General features: G+C 69.0%; 20 protein-coding genes and 1 riboswitch. Of the genes, 10 read left to right on the forward strand and 10 right to left on the reverse strand.

The window, feature by feature from the left end:
• Window positions 1–13: 13 nt before the first annotated feature.
• Window positions 14–2,131: a xanthine dehydrogenase family protein molybdopterin-binding subunit gene (locus WV31_RS14340; RefSeq protein ID WP_085374210.1), complete on the reverse strand. Its 2,118-nt coding sequence runs from the start codon at window positions 2,129–2,131 to the stop codon at window positions 14–16.
• Window positions 2,128–2,592 carry a (2Fe-2S)-binding protein gene (locus tag WV31_RS14345; protein ID WP_085374211.1) on the reverse strand — a complete coding sequence of 155 codons (465 nt, stop codon included), beginning with the start codon at window positions 2,590–2,592 and terminating at the stop codon, window positions 2,128–2,130. Before WV31_RS14345 ends, WV31_RS14340 begins: the two co-directional genes overlap by 4 nt.
• 130 nt (window positions 2,593–2,722) lie before the next feature.
• On the opposite strand from WV31_RS14345, the gene WV31_RS14350 reads away from it, so the two are divergent.
• A complete protein-coding gene (locus WV31_RS14350; protein ID WP_085374212.1) occupies window positions 2,723–3,388 on the forward strand; it encodes a lipid-binding SYLF domain-containing protein in 666 nt (221 codons plus the stop codon).
• Here the strand turns inward: WV31_RS14350 and WV31_RS14355 are convergent.
• Together WV31_RS14355 and WV31_RS14360 are read right to left on the reverse strand one after the other, a co-directional pair.
• Window positions 3,380–4,993 (reverse strand): stimulus-sensing domain-containing protein, encoded by a 1,614-nt coding sequence (locus WV31_RS14355; RefSeq protein WP_085374213.1) that lies wholly within the window; start codon window positions 4,991–4,993, stop codon window positions 3,380–3,382. The genes WV31_RS14350 and WV31_RS14355 overlap by 9 nt on opposite strands.
• A complete protein-coding gene (locus WV31_RS14360; RefSeq protein ID WP_085374214.1) occupies window positions 4,986–5,684 on the reverse strand; it encodes a response regulator transcription factor in 699 nt (232 codons plus the stop codon). Before WV31_RS14360 ends, WV31_RS14355 begins: the two co-directional genes overlap by 8 nt.
• Before the next feature lie 161 nt (window positions 5,685–5,845).
• A riboswitch (cobalamin riboswitch) is annotated at window positions 5,846–6,072 on the forward strand.
• A gap of 90 nt (window positions 6,073–6,162) precedes the next feature.
• On the opposite strand from WV31_RS14360, the gene WV31_RS14365 reads away from it, so the two are divergent.
• The 6 genes from WV31_RS14365 (at window position 6,163) to WV31_RS14390 (ending at window position 9,418) form a co-directional block, all read left to right on the forward strand.
• On the forward strand, window positions 6,163–6,813 hold the full coding sequence (locus WV31_RS14365) for an energy-coupling factor ABC transporter permease (RefSeq protein WP_085374215.1): 651 nt from the start codon (window positions 6,163–6,165) through the stop codon (window positions 6,811–6,813).
• Window positions 6,810–7,082, forward strand: coding sequence for an energy-coupling factor ABC transporter substrate-binding protein (locus WV31_RS14370; protein ID WP_085374216.1), 273 nt, complete (start codon window positions 6,810–6,812; stop codon window positions 7,080–7,082). Before WV31_RS14365 ends, WV31_RS14370 begins: the two co-directional genes overlap by 4 nt.
• On the forward strand, window positions 7,079–7,813 hold the full coding sequence (cbiQ, locus tag WV31_RS14375; protein WP_085374217.1) for a cobalt ECF transporter T component CbiQ: 735 nt from the start codon (window positions 7,079–7,081) through the stop codon (window positions 7,811–7,813). The genes WV31_RS14370 and cbiQ overlap by 4 nt, the downstream gene beginning before the upstream one ends.
• Window positions 7,801–8,604: an energy-coupling factor ABC transporter ATP-binding protein gene (locus WV31_RS14380; RefSeq protein WP_237051301.1), complete on the forward strand. Its 804-nt coding sequence runs from the start codon at window positions 7,801–7,803 to the stop codon at window positions 8,602–8,604. The genes cbiQ and WV31_RS14380 overlap by 13 nt, the downstream gene beginning before the upstream one ends.
• A 26-nt stretch (window positions 8,605–8,630) precedes the next feature.
• Window positions 8,631–9,059: a rhodanese-like domain-containing protein gene (locus WV31_RS14385; protein WP_085374219.1), complete on the forward strand. Its 429-nt coding sequence runs from the start codon at window positions 8,631–8,633 to the stop codon at window positions 9,057–9,059.
• Between the two features lie 95 nt (window positions 9,060–9,154).
• A complete protein-coding gene (locus WV31_RS14390; protein ID WP_085374220.1) occupies window positions 9,155–9,418 on the forward strand; it encodes a hypothetical protein in 264 nt (87 codons plus the stop codon).
• Between the two features lie 48 nt (window positions 9,419–9,466).
• On the opposite strand, the gene WV31_RS14395 is transcribed toward WV31_RS14390, so the two are convergent.
• From WV31_RS14395 to WV31_RS14410, 4 genes are all read right to left on the reverse strand, one after another.
• Window positions 9,467–11,506 carry a bifunctional aldolase/short-chain dehydrogenase gene (locus tag WV31_RS14395; protein WP_085374221.1) on the reverse strand — a complete coding sequence of 680 codons (2,040 nt, stop codon included), beginning with the start codon at window positions 11,504–11,506 and terminating at the stop codon, window positions 9,467–9,469.
• Between the two features lie 74 nt (window positions 11,507–11,580).
• On the reverse strand, window positions 11,581–11,787 hold the full coding sequence (locus WV31_RS14400) for a hypothetical protein (RefSeq protein ID WP_085375586.1): 207 nt from the start codon (window positions 11,785–11,787) through the stop codon (window positions 11,581–11,583).
• A 57-nt stretch (window positions 11,788–11,844) separates the two neighbouring features.
• Window positions 11,845–12,717 (reverse strand): M23 family metallopeptidase, encoded by an 873-nt coding sequence (locus WV31_RS14405; protein ID WP_085374222.1) that lies wholly within the window; start codon window positions 12,715–12,717, stop codon window positions 11,845–11,847.
• Window positions 12,689–13,465, reverse strand: a complete 777-nt coding sequence (locus WV31_RS14410; RefSeq protein ID WP_085374223.1) for a hypothetical protein — start codon at window positions 13,463–13,465, stop codon at window positions 12,689–12,691. Before WV31_RS14410 ends, WV31_RS14405 begins: the two co-directional genes overlap by 29 nt.
• Before the next feature lie 178 nt (window positions 13,466–13,643).
• Between WV31_RS14410 and WV31_RS14415 the strand changes: the two genes are divergently transcribed.
• A complete protein-coding gene (locus WV31_RS14415) occupies window positions 13,644–17,102 on the forward strand; it encodes an FAD-dependent oxidoreductase (protein WP_237051302.1) in 3,459 nt (1,152 codons plus the stop codon).
• Here WV31_RS14415 and WV31_RS14420 read toward each other — a convergent pair.
• Together WV31_RS14420 and mutS are read right to left on the reverse strand one after the other, a co-directional pair.
• On the reverse strand, window positions 17,099–18,019 hold the full coding sequence (locus tag WV31_RS14420) for a nucleoside recognition domain-containing protein (protein WP_085374225.1): 921 nt from the start codon (window positions 18,017–18,019) through the stop codon (window positions 17,099–17,101). The two genes, WV31_RS14415 and WV31_RS14420, sit on opposite strands and share 4 nt — an antisense overlap.
• 74 nt (window positions 18,020–18,093) lie before the next feature.
• Window positions 18,094–20,703, reverse strand: a complete 2,610-nt coding sequence (gene mutS / locus WV31_RS14425) for a DNA mismatch repair protein MutS (RefSeq protein WP_085374226.1) — start codon at window positions 20,701–20,703, stop codon at window positions 18,094–18,096.
• A gap of 179 nt (window positions 20,704–20,882) precedes the next feature.
• Between mutS and WV31_RS14430 the strand changes: the two genes are divergently transcribed.
• Window positions 20,883–21,410, forward strand: coding sequence for a hypothetical protein (locus tag WV31_RS14430; RefSeq protein WP_085374227.1), 528 nt, complete (start codon window positions 20,883–20,885; stop codon window positions 21,408–21,410).
• Window positions 21,411–21,516: 106 nt separating this feature from the next.
• The gene (locus WV31_RS14435; RefSeq protein WP_085374228.1) at window positions 21,517–23,817 is read left to right on the forward strand and encodes an NADP-dependent malic enzyme; all 2,301 of its coding nucleotides are present in this window, start codon (window positions 21,517–21,519) and stop codon (window positions 23,815–23,817) included.
• Window positions 23,818–23,824 lie beyond the last annotated feature (7 nt).

Consider the following 23,824-nt stretch of genomic DNA (forward strand, 5'->3'; position numbering starts at 1 on the left):
ACGATCGCGGCTCCTACACCCTCTCCCCCATGGGCAGCTTGCGGATGCGCTTGCCGCATGCCGCGAAGATGGCGTTGGCCAGGGCGGGGGCCAGCGGCGGCACGCCGGGCTCGCCCACCCCCGTGGGGGGCGCCGGCGACGGCACGATGTGAACCTCGACCACCGGCATCTCGTCCATGCGAAGGCAGCGGTAGTCGTGGAAGTTGGATTGCTCGGCCCGGCCGTCCTTCAGCGTGATCTCGCCGAACAGGGCGGCGGACAGGGCGAAGGCGATGCCGCCCTCCATCTGCGCCCGGACCACGTCGGGGGTGACGGCGATGCCGCAATCCACGGCGCAGACCACGCGGTCCACCTTGATGGCGCCGGTGGGGCCGACGGTCACCTCGACCACCTGGGCGACGAAGGAGTGGAAGCTTTCCTGCACCGCCAGCCCGCGCCCCTTGCCGGCGGGCAGGGGATTGCCCCAGCCGGCCTTGGCGGCGGCCAGTTCCAGCACGGCGAGATGGCGGGGCTTGTCGGCCAGCAGGGCGCGGCGCAGCTCCAGCGGGTCCTTGGCCCCCGCCTGGGCCAGTTCGTCCAGAAAGCATTCGGTGGCAAACGCGGTGTGGCTGGACCCCACCGAACGCCACCACAGCACCGGCACCGGCGCCTTGGGCGAGTGCAGCTCCACCGCCAGATGGGGGATGGCGTAGGCCAGATTGGCCGCACCCTCCACCGAGACCGGGTCGATGCCGTCCTTGACCATGCCGGCGAAGGGGCCGCCCGCCAGGATGGACTGGCAGACCAGACGGTGGCGCCAGGCCAGCGGCATGCCGCGCTCGTCGAGCGACGCCTCCAGCCCATGCAGCGCCATGGGACGGTAATACCCGCCCGTGATGTCGTCTTCGCGGGTCCACATCAGGCGCACCGGGGCATTGGTCGCCTTGGCCACCTCGACGCCTTCGACGATGTAGTCGGACGCCGGGTTGGCGCGCCGCCCGAAGCTGCCGCCGGCCAGCATGGTGTGGATCTCCACCTGCTCGGGCTTGAGGCCCGCCGCCTTGGCGGCCATGGCCTGATCATGGGTCTGGAACTGGCAGCCGGCCCAGATTTCGCACTTGGCCGCAGACAGGCGCACCACGCAATTGAGCGGCTCCATGGGGGCGTGGGCCAGATAGGGGAGTTCGTAGGTGGCGGCCAGGCGCTGGCTCCCCTGGCCGAGGGCCAGGGCGGCATCGCCCTTGGTCGCCGCCGGGCTGCCCGGCTTGGCCAGCAGGGCGGTCCAGTCGCGGCGCAGGGCTTCGGTGGAGACCCGTTCGGCCGGCTCGGACCAGCGGGCTTTCAAGGCTTCGCGTCCCTTGTGCGCCGCCCAGAAGGAACTGGCCGCCACGGCGATGCCCGACGAGATGGGCACCACCGCCATGACGCCCGGCACCGCCAGGGCCGCCTTACGGTCATAAGCCTCGATGCGGGCGCCCCACACCGGCGGGCGGGCCACCAGAGCGGTGAGCAGGCCGGGCAGGCGGATGTCGGCGCCGAATTTGGCGGTGCCGTCGCTCTTCATCCGGGAATCGGTGCGCTTGACCCCGGGCTTGCCGATCAGGCGGAAGTCGGCGGGCTGCTTCAAGGGCGGCGCGGCGGGCGGAGCCAGCGTGGCGGCCACCTCCACCAGCTCGCCATAGGAAAGCCGCCGGCCGCTGGGCGCGTGGACCACGCCGCCGTTGAGGGCGGTCAGGGTGGAGGACTCGGCCCTAAGAATGCGTGACGCCGCCTCCACCAGCATCTCGCGCGCCGCCGCGCCGGCCAGACGCAGTTGCTGCCAGGAATTGGCGGTGGCGGTCGAGCCGCCGGTCCCCTGGCTGGGTCCCCAGAACAGGTTGTTGTAGCGCCTGGCATCGGCGGGGGCGAATTCCACCGTCACCTGGGCGGGGTCCACCTCCAGTTCCTCGGCCACCAGCACCGGCAGGCCGGTGGCGACGCCCTGGCCCATCTCCAGATGCTTGACCGTCACCGTCACCCGTCCGTCGGGGGCGATGGCGACGAAGGCGTTGATGGCCGCGCCGCCGCCCGATTCCGCCTGGGCGCGGGCCTCGCCCACCGCCAGGACCAGCCCGGTGCCGGCGGTGACCTTGAGGAAGGTCCGGCGCTTCATGCGCCCCCCCTGAGCCGCCTGGCGGCCAGATGGATGCCGGCGCGGATGCGCTGGTAGGTGCCGCAGCGGCAGAGATTGCCGCTCATGGCGCTGTCGATGTCGGCATCGCTGGGCTTGGGATTGCGGCGCAGCAGGGCGCCGGCGCTGATCAACTGGCCCGACTGGCAAAAGCCGCACTGGGGCACGTCCAGTTCGATCCAGGCGGCGCGCAATTGCGCCGCGACGGCGTCGTTCAGGCCGGACAGGGTGACGATGCGCCGGCCGCTGACCTCGGAGACCGGCAACTGGCAGGCTCTGGCGGGCTCGCCGTCCACCAGGACCGAACAGGCGCCGCACTGGCCCTGGCCGCAGCCATAGCGCAATGCGGTCAGGCCCAACTGGTCGCGCAGCACCCACAAGAGCGGGGTGTCCGGCTGGGCGTCCACCTTGTGGCGTTCGCCGTTGACGATGAGGGAATACATCGGTCCGTCGCCCTTCCGATTGGAAGCGTTACAGGCTTACCCGCAATGGCGGGGGCGGGCAAGGGTTAACAGAATCCTAACCACGTCCGTGGTTGGAGTGAAGGGGACGCGTTTCTCAACGGAGGCCGAGATGCCGAGACTGATCGCCCTGGTGCTGGCGGCGTTTTTCCTGGCGGGCCATGCCTCGGCGCAGGTCACCGACCAGACCATGATGGTGGGCAAGGCCGTCACCGTGGTCGAGCGCCTGCGCGCCGATCCCAATTTCAGTTCCCAGATGACCAACCTGCTGGGCCGGGCGCGGGCCGTGCTGGTGGTGCCCGATCTGGTCAAGGGCGGGTTCATCCTGGGCGCCCAGTACGGCACCGGCGTGCTGCTGGCCCGCGACGGAGGGGGGCGCTGGAGCGGTCCGGCCTTCTATTCGGTGGCGGCGGGCAGCGTCGGGCTGCAGATCGGCCTGCAGGACGCCGAGACGGTCTACATCATCATGAGCGAGGGCGGCCTGAAGGCGGTGGTCGACAACCAGTTCAAGGCCGGCGCCGAGGCGGGCGTGGCGGTCGCCGTGGTGGGGGCGGGGGCCTCGGCCAACACCACCACCAATGTGGGCGCCGACATCTACGCCTTTTCGCGCTCGGTCGGCCTTTACGGCGGCGCCACCCTGGACGGCGCCGGCATCCTGCCCCGGCATTCGTGGAATTCCGCCTATTACGGCGGCAATCCGACGCCCGAGGACATCCTGTTCAGCCGCAGCGTGGATTCGCGTCAGGCCGACCGGTTAAGGGACATCCTGTCACGCTGACGCGGGCAGGCTCACCGTGAACCTCGCCCCGCCCTCCTCGCGGTTCTCGGCGCGGATGGTTCCGCCGTGGGCTTCGACGATCTGGCGCGAGATGGACAGGCCCAGGCCGGAATGGGTGCCGAACTTCTCGCCCTCGGGACGTTCGGAGTAGAAGCGCTCGAACACGGCGTCCAGCTTGCCTTCGGGAATACCCGGCCCCTGGTCCTCGACGGTGAGGGCGATGCGCCCGTCTTCGCGCCGGGCGGCCAGGGTGATCAGCCCGCCTTCGGGGCTGAACGACACGGCGTTGGAAATCAGGTTGCGCAGCACCTGAACCAGGCGGGATTCGATGCCCTGGACCACCAGGGGGTCGTCCTCGGGCCGCTCCACCTGGAAGCTCACCCCCCGGTCTTCACAGGTGCCGCCATAGATCTCGGCCATGGTGTCGAGCATGGCGGCCAGGGTCACCGGACCGGTCTCGGCGCGGCTCATCTCGGCGTCGACGCGCGACGCATCCGAGATGTCGCTGATCAGCCGGTCGAGCCGCCCCACGTCGTCCAGCACGATGGCCATCAGGCGGGCGCGCTTGTCCGGGTCCTCGATGCGGGCCGCCGTTTCCACCGCCGAGCGCAAGGACGTCAGCGGATTCTTGATCTCGTGCGCCACGTCGGCGGCGAAGGCCTCGATGGCGTCCATGCGCCGCCACAGGGCCTCGGTCATTTCCTTCAAGGCCAGGGACAGCTCGCCGATCTCGTCCTTGCGCCGCGACAGGTCGGGAATGGCGTGGACGCGCCCCTGGCCGTGGCGCACCCGCTCGGCGGCCAGCGCCAGGCGGCGGATGGGCCGGGCGATGGTGCCGGCCATGTAGAGCGACACGCCGATGGTGAGAGCCAGCGACACGGCGAAGGCTTCCAGGATGGCGATGCGCACCTGGAACAGCGAGCGGGCGATGTTGGTGCCGTCGGCGGTGATCAGGAGCGCGCCCACCACCTGCTTGTAGCGCTGTACCGGCACCGCCACCGACAGCATCAGGGTGCCGTTCCGGCGCGAGCGCACCGCCCAGGCGGTCCGGCCGGCCATGGCGGTCATGACTTCCTCGAAATCGTCGGCCCGCGCGTTGGGATGCTCGCGGTAAAGCGGCAGGGACTCGTCCCTGGGCATCCAGCGCGACCAGCGGTCCCATTGCCGTGCCAGCCGATCGCTCCAGTGGGGGGGCGTGGGCGGCGGCAGTTCCTCGATGTAGATGGAGCCCTTGGCGCCGCCCACCACGCGGGAATCGGCGGCCAGCTCGCCCACCGAGCCGAACAGCCGGGCGCGGAACTTGGCCGGTTCGGACAGGCGGCGGACCATCTGCTGCGCCATGTCGGGGTTGATCTCGAAGAAGCCCGCCTCCTCCTCGAACACCGCGCCCTCGCCGATGGCGCCGGCCACCATCTCGGCCTGGGTGCCCAGCCCGTCCAGCTCGGCCCGGATCAGTCCCTGCTTGTAGCGGTCGAGATAGAACACGCCCACCACCAGCACGATGGGGGCCAGCAGGTTGACCAGCAGGATGCGCCGGGTCAGCGGCGAGGCCAGCAGCCGCCATCGGGGCAGCCGCCGCCGCCTGGACGGGGGGGGCTCACTCATCCCGGTAACGGTATCCGACGCCGTACAGGGTTTCGATCTGGGCGAAGTCGTCGTCCACCTCGCGGAACTTCTTGCGCAGCCGCTTGATGTGGCTGTCGATGGTGCGGTCGTCCACGTAGATGGACTCGCCGTAAGCCGCGTCGATCAGCTGGTCGCGGTTCTTGACGTGGCCGGGGCGGACGGCCAGCGACTTCAGCAGCAGGAATTCGGTGACGGTGAGGTCCACCGCGCGACCCTTCCAGGTGCAGACGTGGCGGCCGGGGTCGAGCACCAGTTGGCCCCGCACCAGGGTCTCGCCGCCGGGCTCGGCCGCGCCGGCGGCATTGGCCTCCAGGCGGCGGATCAGGGTGCGGATGCGCTCGATCAGCAGTTTCTGCGAGAACGGCTTCTTGATGTAGTCGTCGGCGCCCATGCGCAGACCCAGCAGTTCGTCGATCTCGTCATCCTTGGAGGTGAGGAAGATCACCGGAATGGCCGATTGCTTGCGCAGGCGTTGCAGCAATTCCATGCCGTCCATGCGCGGCATCTTGATGTCGAGCACCGCCAGGTCGGCGGGCTGAGCGGTCAGGCCGCGCAGGGCCTCGGCCCCGTCGGTGTAGGTGCGCACCTTGAAGCCCTCGGCCTCCAGCGCCATCGAGACCGAGGTCAGGATGTTGCGGTCGTCGTCGACCAGGGCGATGGTATGGGACACGGCTGAACCCCTTTGCAATTGACCTGTCATCCCGAGCGGATGCGAGGGATCTCCGTTTGCTCGGACGGGCCGGAGCAGGAGGAGATCCCTCGTCGCCATGCTCCTCGGGATGACATCTGAAGACAAGCCCTGGGAATGGTTTGCATCCCGATCATGGCGAAATTATAGTGCCCGGCGATGGTTCCCCGCGATCCGAGAGGGCGCGGGGTGAAAATGGGAACGTGGTGCGGCGCCCGAAAAGGGGGCCAATTCCATGACTGCCCCCGCAACTGTAGGCGGAGAGGTTCCGGCCCTAGAGAGACGCCACTGGCCCGAATATGGGCTGGGAAGGCTAAGCCGGACCCAACGACCCGCGAGTCAGGAGACCTGCCATCATCGAGAGTCGCTTGCGAGCCCGTTCGGCCGGGGTGTGCCGTCGGGTCAGTGTTCCGTTTCGCGGCGACAGGGATTGTCTCTCGACGAACGGAGTCTGTTCATCATGCATATCATGGAAGGGTTCCTTCCCGCCGGCCACGCCGTGGCCTGGACCTGCATTTCCGCCCCCTTCGTGGTGGCCGGCGCGCGCTCGTTGAAGCGCATCCTGGCCGAACGGCCCGAGGCGCGGCTGAACATCGCGGCGTCGGCCGGCTTCACCTTCGTGCTGTCGGCCCTGAAGCTGCCCAGCGTCACCGGCTCGTGCTCGCATCCCACCGGAACGGCGCTGGGCGCCATGCAGTTCGGTCCCGGCATCATGGCGGTGATCGGGGCCATCGTGCTGCTGTTCCAGGGGCTGCTGCTGGCCCATGGCGGATTGTCGACCATGGGGGCCAACGTCTTTTCCATGGCCATCGCCGGACCGTGGGTGGCCTATGGCGTGTGGACGCTGGCCGGACGCCTGGGTGCGCCGGTGGCGGTCGCGGTGTTCCTGTCGGCCTTTCTGGGTGACCTCGCCACCTATGTGGTGACCTCGGCCCAGCTGGCGGCGGCCTTCCCCGATGCCGAAAGCGGCTTCGTCGGCGCCTTCGCCAAGTTCGGCGGCATCTTCGCCATCACCCAACTGCCCCTGGCGGTGGCCGAGGGACTGGTCACCGTGGTGGTGATGAACGCCCTGTCCAGCCGTACCCCGCGCATCGAAGGAGCCAAGGCATGAGCGCGCGCGCCAATACCCTGCTGCTGGGTGCCGCGGCGCTGATCATCGCCGCCCCGCTGGTCCTCAACCCCGCCGGCCAGTTCGGCGGCACCGACGACGCCGCCAGCCAGGTGGTGGAATCCAGCAATCCCGGCTACGAGAAGTGGACCGCGCCGTTCTGGCAGCCGTCCAAGGAGATCGAAGGGCTGCTGTTCGCGCTGCAGGCCGCCTTCGGGGCCGGTCTGCTGGGCTATGTCATCGGACGCCGGCACGGCCGGCGCGACAAGTGACTCTCGCCATCGACCGTCTGTCCCAGACGGGACCCTGGCGCCGCCGAGCGACCGCCGAAAAGGCGGTGCTCGCTCTCGGTCTCCTGGTCCTGGCCCTGGCGCTGCCCCCCTTGCCGGGGGCGGCGCTGGTGCTGGTCTGCGCCTGGGCGCTGGCGCTGGTTGCGGCCAAGGTGCCGCCCGGCGACTGGCTGCGGCTCAACGTCCTTCCGCTGGGCTTCGTGCTGACCGGGGCCGCCGCCCTGGCGGTGGACGTTGATTCCCAGGGGCTGCGTCTGGCCGCCGACCAGGGGCGGCAGGCCGTCCAGGTGGTGCTGCGGGCGGCGGCTTGCGTGTCCGCCCTGCTGCTGCTGGCCGCCACCACGCCGGCGCCCGATCTGGTGCGCGGCCTGCGCCGTCTCGGCCTTCCCCCCGAGATCGCCGAGATCATGCTGCTCACCTGGACGTTCGTGTTCCTGCTGCTCGATCAGGCCGCCGCCATCCGCAACGCGCAGGAGGCTCGCCTGGGCTGGTTCGGGCCGAAGCGGCAGGTGCGGTCGCTGGGCCTGCTGATCGCCCAGTTGCTGCCGCGCGCCATGGAGCGCGCCCGGCGCCTGGAATTGGGGCTGGCGGCCAGGGGCTTCGACGGCTCGCTGCCCATGCTGTCGGTGGCGCGCCCGGCCTCGGGCCCGGTGCTGGCGCTGATCATAGGGGGGCTGGCCGCCCTGGCGGGGGTGAGCCTGTGGCTGGGGTGATCCTCGAGGCCAAGGGCCTCGCCTATGCCTATCCCGGCGGCGTCGCGGCGCTCGCCGGTCTCGATCTCGCGGTGGAGCGGGGGCGGCGGCTTGCCGTACTCGGCCCCAACGGGGCAGGCAAGACCACGCTTTTGCTGCATCTCAACGGTACCTTGAAGCCCGCGTCCGGCGAGGTTCACCTGGACGGCCAGTCCATGGGCTATTCCCGCGCTGGCCTGACCGGCTGGCGCAAGAGGGTCGGGCTGGTGCTGCAGGAGCCCGACGACCAGTTGTTCGCCGCCACCGTGGCCGAGGACGTGTCGTTCGGGCCGCTCAATCTCGGCCTGTCCGAGGCCGAGACCCGGCGGCGGGTGGAGGCGGCGCTGGACGCGCTGGGCATTCTTGATCTGGCCGAGCGCGCCACCCACATGCTGTCCTTCGGCCAGAAGAAGCGGGTGGCCGTTGCCGGCGCCCTGGCCATGGAGCCCGAGGTGCTGCTGCTGGACGAGCCGCTGGCCGGCCTCGACCACCAGGGGGGCAAGCGCCTGCTGGCCGCCCTGGACCGTCTGGCCCGGGCGGGCACCACCCTGGTGTTCACCACCCACGAGGTGGATCTGGCTTACGGCTTCGCCGACCGGGTGGCGCTGTTCCAGGGCGGCAAGGTGATCGCCCAGGGCGAGGCGGCCCACGTGCTGGCCGACCGCGCGTCCCTGGCGGCCTGCGGGCTGGAGCCGCCCCTGCTGCTGGAACTGGGGGTGCGGACCCGCGAGGAGGCTCTGGCCTTGATGGGGGTCCGGCGGAAGGTGTATTAGCAACACCTCAACAAACGAGGTCTTCCATGCGCATCCTGCTTGCCGCCGCCCTGCTGCTGTCCCTGGCCTTTCCCGCCCTGGCCGAGATCAAGACCATCTCGGCGCCCGAGGCGTTGCGGGGGGCGAAGACGGGCGAGGTGGTGCTGGTGGATATCCGCCAGCCCGAGGAATGGAAGCAGACCGGGGTGGCCGAGGGTGCCAGGCTCATTCCCATGCGCCACCCGGAGGGCGGCACCGGCTTCGTGCGCGACCTGCTGGCCGCCGCCAAGGGGGACCGCAACGCCCCCATCGCGCTCATCTGCCGCACCGGCAACCGCTCGGCCGCCACCGCCAAGGCGCTGGCCGATGCCGGTTTCACCCATATCCTCGACGTGTCGGAAGGCATGGCGGGATCGGGTGCCGGGCCGGGCTGGATCCGGCGCGACCTGCCCATGACCCGCTGCCCGGTGTGCTGATTCCCCCTTAGCAAAAGGCGATAGCTGCCCCATATTACTTTTTTCCTGTCCCCTGGAAGGAATGGCCTTTTGGGGAAGAAGGAAGGGAGGGGATCATGAAAGCATTCATCGCCGCCGCGTGCCTTGGACTTCTGGTCGCCGCGCCGGGTGCCGCCTTCGCCGGTGCGGACGACGCCAAGTGGGTCGCCAAGTGCATCAAGGACAATGGTGACGCCAAGGTGTCCATCGACGTGGTCACCAAGTACTGCACCTGCATGAACAACAAGATGGACGACAACGAGACCCAGTCCATCAGCACCTGGGAGAAGACCCACCCCGCCGAGATGAAGGCGTGCGAGGCCGAAGCCGGCTGGAAGTAGGCCGGACCATCCTAGGGACAGGGGCGGAGGTCTTCTCCGCCCCTTTTCCTATCGCAGGGACGCCTCGATGTTGCCGCCGTCCACGGTGACGGTGCAGGCGGTGACCTTGGAGGCCTTGGCCAGCCAGACGAAGGCGTCGGCCACGTCCTCGGCGGTGACTTCGCGGCCCAGCAGGTTGCCGCCCATGTAGTCCTGCTCCGACAGGCCGCGCGCCGAGGACCGGCTCTTGATCATCTCGTCGGTGAGCAGGCCGGACCGGATGCGGTCGGCGTTGACGGCGTTGGAGCGGATGCCGTCCCTGCCGTAATCCAGGGCGTATTGCTTCATCAGGAACAGGGTGGCCGCCTTGGGCAGGCCGTAGGGGCCGAAATTCTTGCCCGGATTGACCGCCTGCTTCGAGGCGTTGAACAGCAGCACGCCGCCGGTGTCCTGGGCCTTGAAGAGGCGCACGGCATTTTGCGCCACGCTCTGGTGGCCGAAGAAGTTCAGCTCGAACGAGGCGCGCAGCGTGGAATCCTCCACCTCGCCCACCGGTCCTTGCCAGGCGGCGCCGGCATTGCTCACCACCACGTCGACGCCGCCGAAGCGCTCGGCCACGCGGTCGAAGGCGGCGCGCACCGATGCCGGGTCGGTGACGTCGCAGGCGATTCCGATGGCCTTGCCGCCGCAGGCCTTGGCGGCCTTGGCCGCCGCGTCGGAATCGCGGTCGAGCACGGCCACCTCGGCGCCCTCACGCGCAAAGGCCTTGGCGGTGGCGGCGCCGATGCCGGAGCCGCCGCCGGTGACCACCACCACCTGGCGGGCCAGGGGCTTCTCGGCGGCCTTGCCCAGCTTGGCCTGTTCCAGGGACCAGTATTCCAGGTCGAACAGATCGGCCTCGCCCACCGGCTCGAAGCGGCCGATGGCCTCGGCGTCGGTGATGCTTTCCACCGTGTTCACGGCGATGTCGGCGGCGATGGCGGCGTCCTTGGCGCTTGCTCCGATGCCGAACAGGCCGAGCCCCTGGACCAGCGCGACGCAGGGCTTGGGGTCCAGCTCGGTCTTGACGCCGCCCAGGCGCTGGTTGTTGCGGCTGAAATAGGCGTGGTAGCGGGCCTCGAACGCCTCGATGGCGGCGCGGGCGGAATCGGCCCACAGATAGAGCTTGCCCGCCTCGGGGGCCGGCAGCACCACCGGCCAGTTCTTGGTGCGGATGGTGTGGTCGGGGGTGACCACGCCCTGCTGGGAATAGCGCGACACCTCGGCGCCGTTCACATAGGCGAGGATGGCCGGGCTGGTGCGGAAATCCAGGATGCGGCGCTTGCCCCCGCCTTCCAGCAGGCCGCGCAGGACGGGCGCCACCTCGGCCAGCGGCGCGACATCCCCGGGCAGGCCCTTGGCGGGAACCAGGGTCTTGCGGCCCTTTTCCAGGCGCTGCTCGGCCAGGGTCACCATCTCGATCATGCGCTCGTAGGCGGTCCTGGCGTCGTCTCCGAAGGTGAAGATGCCGTGCTTGACCAGGATCAGGCCTTCGACGCCAGGGTCCTGCTCGTAGACCTCGGCCGCCTTCTTGGCCAGGGCGAAGCCGGGCATGATGTAGGGGACATAGCCCATGCGGGACCCGTAGACCTCGCGGGCCAGGGCTTCGCCGTCGGGCTGGTCCACCAGCGACAGCACCGCGGTGGAATGGGTGTGGTCGATGAACTTGTGCGGCAGAAAGCCGTGCAGCAGCGTCTCCACCGACGGGTTGGGCGACGACGAGTTCATCAGGTTGCCGCGCTGGTAATCCACCATGTCCTCGTCGGAGAGCCGGTCCAGCTTGCGCAGCTTCAAGAGCGGCGCCAGGCGCACGGCGGGCAGGCCGGCCGGCTCGATGTCGCCCATGTCCCAGCCCGAGCCCTTGACGCACAGAACCTCGACGTCGTCGCCCAGCAGGTCCTTCACCGTGGTCTTGCACGACGTGTTGCCGCCGCCGTGCAGCACCAGCTTCGGGTCGCCGCCCAGCAGCCGGGTGGTGTAGACCCGAAGCGCCAGATCGCGGTTCACGCCCTGCGGCGCGTACTTGGCGACGTAGGATTCGGCATCAGCATCGGACCACAGGGATTTCATGACGACCTCGGGACAGGGCGAAAGCGGGAGGCGGGATTATTACGCCATGTCCGGGGACGGGGAAAGAGAAAGGCTCAGGCCACCTGAGGGGCGGCGGCGCCGGGGGCATTGCGCCCGCGCAGCCGCCGGATCATCTCCAGCGTCTTGCGGGCCATGTTCACCGTGATGGTGGCGTGCTGGTCGGGATGCTCCAGAATCACCAGAGCTTCGCCCTCCAACTCATCCAGAATGTCGTCGCCTAGGGTGTCGTGTTCACCACTGGCGGCCAGATGCCTGCGCATGCCATCCCCGCGGATCATATCCTTAGGATGTATGTATCATACCAAGGAGTAAAAATACTACTCCTTTATCTCGCTCCTTATACCAAGGTATGAGTCACGAAGGGCGGCATCCGCCGTCTCCGGGTCGAGCCGGACATCCAGCCAGGATATGCCCCAGTGAAGGTGGGCGCCGGTGGCCAGTCCGGTGGCGCCGACGGCGCCGATCAGGTCACCCCGCCGCACGGCGGTTCCGGCGGCGACGTCCATTCGCGACAGGTGGGCGTAGCTGGAGATCAGGCCCAGCCCATGGTCGATCATCACCGTGCGTCCCGTCAGGAACAGGTCGGGGGCGGCCAGCACCACCGTGCCATCGGCGCAGGCGTGGACCGGGGCACCGGCGGGGGCGGCGATGTCCAGGCCGGAATGGGGGGCGCCGCCGATGCCGTTATAGACCCGCTGGCTGCCGAACACGCCCGAGACCTTGCCGTCGGAGGGGCGCAGCAGACCGTCGCCTCCCTGGATGCGCGGCTCCAGGGTGACGCGGGCGCGGATGGCGCGGACCATCTCGGTCTCGGACTTAAGGCGGGCCAGGGAGGCGGCGTCGGGCTCGGTCTTTTCGCGCGGCAGGCCTTCGATGCGCTGGACCGGCCAGTCGCGGCGCGACACCGCCAGGGCGCGATTCTCCTCGCCCCCGTCGGGCAGGGTGACCCGCAGCTCGGCCACGGGGCCGTAATCCCGCCCGAAGCCCAGCAGGAAGCGGCCTTGGGCATCCACCGGCACGGAACGGCCGTCGAGTTCCACCCGCGCGCCAGGCGCCGTGCGGCCCAGCATCAGTCCGCCCTGTTCCGCATGGCCCGACAGGCCGGTTTCGGCCGCTGCCGCCCCCACCCAGGCGAAGCCGACCAGGATCAGGGCGAGGCGGCTATTTCGGCGCCCACATGATGGTGGCATCGCCGCCGCTCTCCTTGTTGCACAATTCGGTGATGATGGCCGACGAGACGCGGGTGGGGGTGACGCCGTTGACGGACAAGAGTCCCTTCTTCACCAGCTTCATGCCGGACGCCGAGCAGATGCGCGGCGGCACCCGCTCGGCGATCACCACCGGAACGCCGTTCATGGAGGTGACGCGGATCGCGCCGCCGAACATGTGCGACGGCGGCGCGTTGCCCTGGGAGGATTCGATCATCATGGCGACGAAGCGGTCGGTTTCGGACCCGGTGTTCTCCACCGGCTCGTGCGACCGGCTCCACAGGATATAGCCGCCGATGGCGAGCGTCACGGCCAGCAACGCCGCCCCGGCGATCATCGGGGTCCGGCTTTCCTTGCCGGAATCGTGGAGATGGGCATGGAACTTGCCGTCCTTGGACTGGGCCCAATTGTCGGTGGCCGAGCGCGGCAGGCGCTGCTCCTTGGCGGCGCGCAGCACCTCGATGCAGCCGCGCGCCGCCGAGCGCATCTCGTTGCGGTGGACTTCGGGGGTGTGGCCGGGCTTGACGGCGGCGACGACCTCACTGGCCCGGCGGCGGAGCGCATTGCGCAATTCCCGGTCATAGGGGCGGCGCAGCATCAGGTCCAGCGCCAGGATGGTCAGCTGTTCCAGCCTGGCCGGGTCCTTGACGCCGGGCAATTTCAGAATAAGCGCCTGGAACAGGGCTTCCTGCTCCTCGGTGGTCGCCGGCTTCTCCACGGGATGATCCATCCTGTCCGTCCTGCAACCCACTCCCCAGGTGAATGCTAGCCTTACCCGCGTTAATGAGCCGTTACCTCAATTCACCACAAAAAATTTGTCGTTGTGAATAATTCTACACAATGCCATATGAGGTTGATGGGTGGGGGTATCCGCTGATCTCGAGGCATTTCAAACGATGAGTGTGGACATGACGCATCCGGCCCTTGGGCATGGCCTTTCCTTCGACGACCTGTACCGCCGTTCCGGCCTGGAGCGGGTGGACGGCGCCTTTCTCGCCGCCCTGGCCGCCGCCGACCCGGTCCTGGCCGGGCGGCTGAAGGCCGCCCGCGCCGACGCGGATGCGCTTGGTCCTAAGGAGGAGGCGGCGCTGCTGGTGGAACTGGCGCCCCATCTGGATGACTTCCTGGCCGAGCTGTTCGCCATCCGCACCGCCGTCGCCGAGCTCAAGGCCCGCCAGGACTCTCTCGCGCCGCTCTATCAGGCCAAGCGCCTGTTCGTGCAGCGCCGGGCCTTGAAGGAGATCAAGCCCGACGAGGCCGCCACCCTGGACGCCCGCGCCCTGGAGATGGAATACGCGCTGAAAGTGGGCGAGCAATTCTCGGAAGCCGGCTTCGCCCGGCGCGTGCTGGCCTGGATGGACGACGAGGCCGCCCATGCCGAGGAACTGAAGCTGGCCGTGCGTCTGGCCGCCGCCAAGGTGGCCGCCAACGACGGCGCCCATCACCCCCAGGGCATCCTGTTCAAGGTGCCGGCCAAGCACGATCCCCTGCATCAGGTGCCGGTGGTCAGGGGCGAGCTGTGCGGCGTGCCCACCCTGGAATTCGAAGCCGGTCGTCTGCGCCGGCGCGAGGGGTTCAACCTCACCGATGCCGGCACCGATCTGGCCGGCGCGCTGGACGAGATCAATTACTGCATCCTCTGCCACCACCAGGGCCGTGATTCCTGCTCCAAGGGCATGAAGGACAAAAAGACCGGTGAGACGCAGAAGAACGCGCTGGGCGTCGCCATGGAGGGCTGCCCGCTCGAGGAGAAGATCTCCGAGATGCACGAGGCCAAGGCCGCCGGCCACGCCTTGGCGGCGCTGGCCATCATCGCCGTGGACAATCCCATGGCGGCGGGCACCGGGCACCGCATCTGCAACGACTGCATGACCGCCTGCGTCTACCAGAACCAGAACCGCGACCCCGTCAACGTGCCCGAGGCCGAGACCCGGACTCTGAAGGACGTGCTGGAACTGCCCTGGGGCTTCGAGATCTATTCCCTGCTGACCCGCTGGAACCCGGTCAATCTGCGCCGCCCGCTGCCCCGTCCTGATTCGGGGCGCAAGGTGCTGGTGGTGGGCATGGGCCCGGCCGGCTATACCCTCGCGCACCACCTGATGCAGGACGGCCACCATGTGGTGGCGGTGGACGGGCTGAAGATCGAGCCGCTGGCCGCCGACCTGTCGGGCGTCGACGCTTTCGGCAAGCGCGTTCCCTTCCGTCCCGTCCGCGACATCCGTTCTCTGTGGCAGCCCCTGGGCGAGCGGGTGATGGGCGGCTTCGGCGGCGTGGCCGAGTACGGCATCACGGTGCGCTGGGACAAGAACTTTCTCGACGTCATCCGCCTGCTTCTGGAACGCCGTTCGGAATTCGCCCTGTTCGGCGGCGTGCGCTTCGGCGGCAACCTGACCCTGGACGAGGCGTTCGATCTGGGCTTCGACCACGTGGCCCTGGCCACGGGGGCGGGCAAGCCCACCATCCTCGACATGCCGGGAGGGCTGGCCAAGGGCGTGCGCCAGGCGTCGGACTTCCTGATGGCCCTGCAGCTGACCGGCGCGGCCCGGCCGGGCACCCTGGCCAGCCTGCAGCTCCGGCTGCCGGTGGTGGTGATCGGCGGCGGCCTGACCGCCATCGACACCTGCACCGAGGCCCTGGCCTATTACCCCGTCCAGGTGGAAAAGTTCCTGTCCCGCCACGAGCAGCTGGTGGCCGAAAGGGGCGAGCACGCGGTGCGCGTCCACTGGTCGGAAGAAGACCACGAGATCGCCGACGAGTTCATCGCTCATGCCGAGGCCATCCGCGCCGAGCGCCGGGCGGCGAGCGCCGAGGGGCGCGCGCCCCGCATCCTCGAACTGCTGCAATCCTGGGGCGGGGCCACCGTGGCCTATCGCCGGGGCTTGACCGACAGCCCGGCCTACCGCAACCACGAGGAAATCTCCAAGGCGCTGGAGGAAGGCATCCGCTTCCTCGAGGGCATGACCCCGGTGGCGGTGGAGACCGACGATTTCGGCTCGGCCCACGGCGTGCAGTTCAAGGATCGGGACGGCCAGCCCCATCGCCTGCCGGCCCGTGCCGTGCTGGTGGCGGCGGGCACCGTGCCCAACACCACGCCGGCGCGCGAGGCCAAGGGCATCCATCTGGACGGCAAGTACTTCCAGGCCATGGACGAGGAGGGCAACCTCGTGACGCCGGAACGCCGCACCAAGCCGGGCGACGTCCATGTGCTGATGCATATCGACGGCCACGACCGCACGGTCAGCTTCTTCGGCGACCTGCATCCGTCCTATGCCGGCAACGTGGTTTCGGCCATGGCGTCGGCCAAGCAGGGCCATCCGGTGGTGACGCGCGCCATGGCGCGCCGCCCCGCCAATCCGGTGCCGGCGGCCCAGCTGTTCGCCACCCTCAATGACCGCCTGCGCGCCCGGGTCCATGCGGTCAACCGCCTGACGCCCACCATCATCGAGGTGGTGATCAAGGCGCCGGCGGCCGCCAACGCCTTCAAGCCCGGCCAGTTCTTCCGCCTGCAGAATTTCGAGATGCTGGCCGCCAAGGTGGGCAACACCTCGCTGGCCATGGAAGGCCTGGCGCTGACGGGGGCCTGGGTGGACAAGGACCAGGGTCTGGTCGGGCTGATCGTCCTCGAGATGGGCGGATCAAGCGATCTGTGCGCCCACCTCACCCCCGGCGAGCCGGTGGTCCTGATGGGGCCGACCGGCGCGCCCACCCATGTCTGCGGCTCGGAGACCGTGCTGCTGGCCGGCGGGGGCTTAGGCAACGCCGTGCTGTTCTCCATCGGAGCGGCCTTCCGCGCCAGGGGCTCCAAGGTGCTGTATTTCGCCGGCTACAAGAACCCCCATGACCGCTTCAAGGTGGCCGATATCGAGGCCGCCGCCGATGTGGTGGTGTGGTGCGTGGACGGCGGCGAATCCTTCGCTCCCGACCGTCCCCAGGACCGCGCCTTCGTCGGCAACATCGTCGAGGCCATGGTGGCCTATGGCGAGGGCCGCCTGGGCGAGCAGACCATCCCCATCACCGACGTGGACCGCATCATCGCCATCGGCTCGGACCGCATGATGGCGGCGGTGGCCAAGGCCCGCCACGACCGCCTCGCCCCCTTCCTCAAGCGCGAGCATCAGGGCATCGGCTCCATCAACTCGCCCATGCAATGCATGCTGAAGGAGGTCTGCGCCCAGTGCCTGCAAAAGCACAAGGACCCGGTCACCGGCGAGGAGAAGGTGGTGTTCACCTGCTTCGACCAGGACCAGCCCTTGGACAAGGTGGACTTCACCAGCCTGGCCGAGCGCCTGGGCCAGAACTCGGTGTGGGAGAAGCTGTCCAAGGCGTGGATCGACCGCTCCTTGCGGCAGGCGGGCCTGCGCCGCTAGTTCAGGGCCAGATGGAGCGCGCCGCGCAGGGCAATTCCCGCCAGGGAGCCCAGCACGGCGGGCTTCCACACCCGGGCCGTCCGGGGGCCGGCGGCCATCAGGACCGCCACCCCCGGAAAGTCCAGGGGATGGATCAGGATGCCGGCCCAGGCGTTGAGCTGGGCGGCCGACAGATGGCCGGTGCGCGCCAGTTCGTCCACGATGCCCAGCATGGCGGTGCCGCCGGCCAGATACTTGGTGACGGCGGGCAGGATCAGATCGGGATCGATGAAGGGCAAAGCATTGGTCAGCGCCTGGATGGCGCCGGCCTGCCTGAGCGCGGTGACCACGGTCAGCGACACCACCAGCATGGGAATGGCGCTGATGGCGATGCGGAAGGCCTCGGCGCCCGCCCGGTTGATGACGTCGACCACGCCCTTGGCGTTCTCGGCCACCGGGTGCTTCAGCGTCTCGTCCAGCACCTGTTCCTCGGCCGACAGGCCGCGCCCCGCCACGTGGTAGGCGATGGTGGCGGCCAGCAACCCGCCCAGCAGCGAAACGCCCAGCACCGGCACCACGGAGAGGCCCAGGGCCCCTAAGGGAAAGGCGGCGTTGGCCTGGGCCATGGCCAGCACCATGGCGAAGGCGGCGGCGAGATGGCGGTCCGAGGTGCCGCGTTGCTCCATCATGGCCAGCGTGGCGGCGGGGGCCGCGAAGCTGACGAAGCTCACCTGGATGGCGGCGAAGGTGGCCAGCCCGGTCAGGCCGAAGGGGCGCAGGATGGGGGTAAGCTTTCCCACCAGCCAGTCCAGCACTCCCCAGGCCTCCAGCAGCCGCATCATGGACAGCATCACCACCATGATGGGCAGCAGCACGAACAGCGACAGCTCGATGGCCGAGCGCCCGGCGGGCAGGACGATGGTGATCAGGGTGTTCATGGGCCGTCTGTCATTACCTGCGCGATGTTCCAGCCGGGAGGATGCGTCGTCGGCAAGTGGTATGACAAGTTCGTTTAAAGCATGCGCCTAAGCTCGTAGATCAGGTCTAATGCCTGACGTGCCGTCAGATCGTCGGGATTGACGGCCCGAAGCGCCTCCTCCACCGCGGAAACCTGCGGAGCCGCCGCCACGGCGGCCGGTTTCGGCTTGGCCAGCGCTGCGAACAGCGGCAGGTCGTCGGCCAGCCGCGCCATGCCCGACGCCTGATCCGACTTCTCCAGGATGCCCAGCACCTCCTCGGCGCGGCCCACCACGGCGGGCGGCAATCCGGCCAGCCGCGCCACGTGGATGCCGTAGGAGCGGTCGGCGGCTCCCGCCCCCACCTCGTGCAGGAACACCACGTCGCCCTGCCATTCCTTGACCCGCATCATGTGGCACGACAGCGCGGCGAGGCGCGACGTGAGGCGGGTCAGCTCGTGGTAATGGGTGGCGAACAGGGCGCGGCAGCGGTTGACCTCGTGCAGGTGCTCGACCACCGCCCAGGCGATGGACAACCCGTCGAAGGTGGCGGTGCCGCGCCCGATCTCGTCCAGGATGACCAGGGCGCGAGGACCCGCCTGATTGAGGATGGCGGCGGTCTCCACCATCTCGACCATGAAGGTGGATCGCCCGCGCGCCAGATCGTCGGCGGCGCCGACGCGGGAAAACAGCCGGTCGACCACGCCCATATGGACGGATTCGGCGGGCACGAACGAGCCCATCTGGGCCAGGATGGCGATCACCGCGTTCTGGCGCAGGAAGGTGGACTTACCCGCCATGTTGGGGCCGGTGACCAGCCACAGGCGCTGCTGGTCGGCCAGATCGCAGTCGTTGGCGACGAAGGGGCCGGAACTGGCGGCGGCCAGCGCCGCCTCCACCACCGGATGGCGGCCGCCTTGGATGTCGAAGGCGGTGCTGTCGTCGATTTTCGGCCGCGACCAGCGAGACGACGACGCCATCTCGCCCAGCGCGGCGGCGCAGTCCAGACCGGCCAGTGCCGACGCCGCCAGGGCGATTTCGGCGGCCCGCGCCGTGACCTCGGCGATCAACTCGGCCAGCAGCTCCATCTCCAGCGCCAGGGCGCGGTCGGCGGCGCCCGTGATCCTGCCCGCCAGCTCGATCAGTTCGGTGGTGGTGTAGCGCGCCGCGTTGGCCATGGTCTGGCGGTGGATGTAGCCCTCGCCCAGGCGGTCGGCCTGCTTGGACGGCACCTCGATGTGGTGGCCGATGATGTTGTTGTGGCGGATCTTCAGCGAGGTGATGCCGGTTTCGTCCTGATAGCGCTTTTCCAGGCGCATCATCACGCCGGCGCTCTCGGACTTTAAGGATTTCAGCTCGTCCAGGCCCTCGTGGAACCCTTGGGCGATGAAGCCGCCGTCGCGGGCATTGAGCGGCAGATCGGCGCTGAGGGCGCGGGCCAGCCGATCCACCAACGAGGAATGCTCGCCCAACTCGCGGGCATGCTGGTTGATGCCCGGCGGCGTGTCCAGATGGGCCTGGGTGACCAGAGTGCGCAGATTGGGAATCTCGGCCAGGGCGTCCCTGACATTGGCGAGATCGCGTGGCCCGCCGCGTCCCAGGGACAGGCGCGACAGCGCCCGCTCCACGTCGGGGCAGCGCTTCAGCGTCTCGCGCAATTCGGCCCGCACGCTTTCGTGCTCGACGAAGAAGCCCACCATGTCGAGCCGCCATTCGATGGCCTGGGGATCGGTGAGCGGCGCGGCCAGCCATGCGGCCAGAAGCCGCGCTCCCGCACCCGTCACCGTGCGGTCGATGGTGGCGAGAAGCGAGCCCCGCCGCTCACCCGTCAGGGTCTCGGCCAGCTCCAGGTTGCGCCGCGTCGCCGCGTCGATCTCCATCACCGCGCCCTCGGCCAGGCGCTTCGGCGACGACAGGCGGGGCAGCTTGCCCTTTTGCGTCAGCTCGACGTAATCCACCAGGGCGCCGCCGGCGGCCAGTTCGGGGCGGGTGAAGGCGCCGAAGCCGTCCAGGGCGCCGACCCCGTACAGCGTCTCCAGCCGGCGCCTGGCATTCTCGGAATCGAAGCGGGCGGTGGGCAGCGGCGACAGCACGTTGCGCCACTCGGCCCATACGTCGTGGAACTCGGCATTGCCCAGCAGGCGGTCCGAGACCAGCAGCTCGCCGGGGCTAAGCCGCGCCAGGGCGGCCGACAGGGTCTTGGGGTTGATGGCTTGCATGGCGAAGTCGCCGGTGGAGACATCGACCCAGGCCAGCCCCAGGCTCCCTTGCGCCTCGGCCACCGCCGCCAGGTAATTGTGGGACCGGGCGTCGAGCAGGGTGTCCTCGGTCAGCGTGCCCGCCGTGATGACGCGCACCACGTCGCGGGCCACCACCGATTTCGAGCCGCGCTTCTTGGCCTCGGCCGGGTCTTCCATCTGCTCGCCGATGGCCACCTTGAAGCCGGACCGCACCAGCTTGGCGAGATAGGCCTCGTAGGCCCGGACCGGCACGCCGCACATGGCGATGTCCTCGCCCGCATGCTTGCCCCGCTTGGTCAGCGCGATGTCCAGCGCCGCCGAGGCCTTAACCGCGTCGTCGAAGAACAGCTCGTAGAAATCGCCCATGCGGTAGAACAGCAGGCAATCGGGATGAGCCCGCTTGATGGCCAGGTACTGGGCCATCATGGGCGTGGCGTCATCAGGGATGGCGGGAAGGTCTGCGGTCACGGGCTGGTCGGGGGCTGAATGGAAACGACCGGGCACAGTATCACGGGCGTGTCATGGTTCAAGGCCCTGAGCCCCCCTTTGCAGACTCCCGCTTTGGGCGCACAATGGGATCATCAGGCCGACACGAGGAGAATCCCATGACAGCCGCCCTTGCCCCCCGCACCGGTGCCCTTCGCGAAGTGGTGGGTACCTTCGCCGACCGCAGCCATTTCGAGGCCGCGGTCTCCGCCTTGCTGGCCGAAGGCTTCGGTCGCGACAAGCTGTCGGTTCTCACCTCCCACGATTCGCTCGACGCCGCCGAGGGACCGGCGGGGGCCAAGGCGCGCAAGTGGCGCGACGGCCTGGTCGCCGTGATGGGCGAGCTGAAATTCGAAGGCCCCCTGGTGGCCGCCGGGCTGATCGCCCTGGCCGCCGGACCGGTGGGCGCGGTGATCGCCGGGCTGGTGGCGGCCGGGGTCGGCGGCGTGGCGCTCAAGGAGGTGCTGGACGAAGTGGCGGCCATTCCCGATTCCGACGATTTCGTCCGGGCCCTGGCGGCGGGCAGCGTGGTCTTGTGGGTCAGCACCGATTCGCCCGCCGAGGAAGCCAAGGCCCGCGCCCTGCTGGACGCCGCCGGCGGCGCCAACATCCATATCTTCGAGCGCGCCAAGGGAACCCGCCATTAGCGGAAATCCGGGGGCTGACGGGCGCCGGCCCGCCGCGCTTCAATGCACGACCCGGACGGGGCGAGCCAACGCCCCGCCGGCTGATTCAACAGGGAAGTGAGATCACATGGGCACCAATTTCCATTCGGAAACGTCGCGCGACGCCGACGCCAAGGGCAGCAGCGCGCTCGAGCGCGATACCCTTCTGATGCATGCCTCGGGCCGTCCCGGCAAGATCGAGGTGGTCCCCACCAAGCCGCTGGCCACCCAGCGCGACCTGTCGCTGGCCTATTCGCCGGGCGTGGCCTTTCCCTGCCTGCACATCGCCCGCGACCCGGCGCTCGCCTACGACTACACCGCCAAGGGCAACCTGGTGGCGGTGATCTCCAACGGCACCGCCGTGCTGGGCCTGGGTGATCTGGGCGCCCTGGCCTCCAAGCCGGTGATGGAGGGCAAGGCGGTGCTGTTCAAGCGCTTCGCCGACGTGGATTCCATCGACCTCGAGGTGGACACCCACGACGTCGAGGAATTCATCAGCGCGGTGCGGTATCTCGGCCCCAGCTTCGGCGGCATCAATCTGGAAGACATCAAGGCCCCCGAATGCTTCATCATCGAGCAGCGGCTGCGCGAGCTGATGCCCATTCCGGTGTTCCATGACGACCAGCACGGCACGGCGATCATCTCGGCGGCCGGGCTGATCAATGCCTGCGACCTGACGGGGCGCGACCTCGCCCAGGTCAAGGTGGTGGTCAACGGCGCGGGCGCGGCCGGCATCGCCTGCATCGAGCTGGCCAAGGCCATGGGCATCCGCCACGAGAACGTCATCCTGTGCGACACCAAGGGCACCATCTGGCAGGGCCGCACCGAGGGCATGAACCAGTGGAAGTCGGCCCACGCGGTGCCGACCAAGGCCCGCACCCTGGCCGAGGCGCTGGACGGCGCCGACGTGTTCCTCGGCCTGTCGGTCAAGGGCGCGGTGACGCCTGAGATGGTGGCCTCCATGGCCGCCAAGCCGATCATCTTCGCCATGGCCAATCCCGACCCGGAAATCACCCCGGAGGAAGTGAAGGCCGTGCGCTCCGACGCCATCGTCGCGACGGGTCGTTCCGACTATCCCAACCAGATCAACAACGTGCTGGGCTTCCCCTATATCTTCCGGGGCGCGCTGGACGTGCGCGCCAGCACCATCAACGAGGCCATGAAGATCGCCGCCGCCCGGGCCATCGCCGCCCTGGCCCGCGAAGACGTGCCCGACGAGGTGGACGCCGCCTATTCCGGCCGCCGCTTGCGTTACGGTCCCGACTACATCATTCCGGTGCCGTTCGACCCGCGCCTGATCTCGTCCATCCCCCCGGCGGTGGCCAAGGCGGCCATGGATACCGGTGTGGCGCGAAAGCCCATCGTCGACATGAACGGCTACAAGCGCGAGCTGGCCGCCCGCCTGGACCCGGCCAGCGCCGGCATGCAGGCCATCACCGAGGCGGTCAAGGCCAACCCCAAGCGGGTGGTGTTCGCCGAAGGCGAGGAGGAAAAGCAGATCCGCGCCGCCGTGGCCTTCTCCAACGCCGGGCTGGGCCATCCCATCCTGCTGGGCCGCGAGGAGCGCATCCGCGAGACCATGAAGAACATCGGCCTGCCGGCGGCCGAATCGCTCGACATCATCAATTCGCGCATCTCGCCGCGCACCAGGGACTACACCGACATGCTGTACGCCCGCCTGCAGCGCCGGGGCGCGCTGTACCGCGACGTCCAGCGCCAGGTCAACCAGGAGCGCAACATCTTCGGCTCCCTGATGGTCCAGGCGGGCGACGCCGACGCCATGGTGACCGGTCTCACCCGCAATTACTGGCAGGCCTTCGAGGAGATCAAGAAGGTCATCGACCCGACGCCCGGCGAATTGCTGTTCGGCATGACGGTGTTCGTGGTCAAGGGCAAGCTGGTCTTCATGGCCGACACCACGGTGATGGAGACCCCGACGCCGGAGCAGCTGGCCGACATCGCGGTGCAGACGGCGGCCAAGGCCCGCCAGATGGGCCACGAGCCCCGCGTCGCCATGATCAGCTATTCCAATTTCGGCAATCCCAGTTCCGAGCGTTCGGACCGCATGCGCGAAGCCGTCGCCCTGCTCGATTCCCGCAAGGTGGATTTCGACTATGACGGCGAAATGGCCGCCGACGTGGCGCTGGACCCGGAACTGCTGTCCCACTTCCCGTTCTGCCGCCTGAAGGAGCCGGCCAACGTGCTGGTGATGCCCGGCCTCTATTCCGCCACCATCGCGTCCAAGCTGCTGCAGAAGCTGGGCGGCGTCAGCGTCATCGGCCCCATCCTGGTGGGGCTTGCCAAGCCGGTGCAGATCACTTCCATGGACGCCACCGCCAACGACATCGTCAACATGGCGGTGCTGGCCTGCCATGACGCGATCCGCTGATCGGGAG

Origin of the sequence: Magnetospirillum sp. ME-1, assembly GCF_002105535.1 — a bacterium.
In the GTDB taxonomy this organism is placed as follows: Bacteria; Pseudomonadota; Alphaproteobacteria; order Rhodospirillales; family Magnetospirillaceae; genus Phaeospirillum.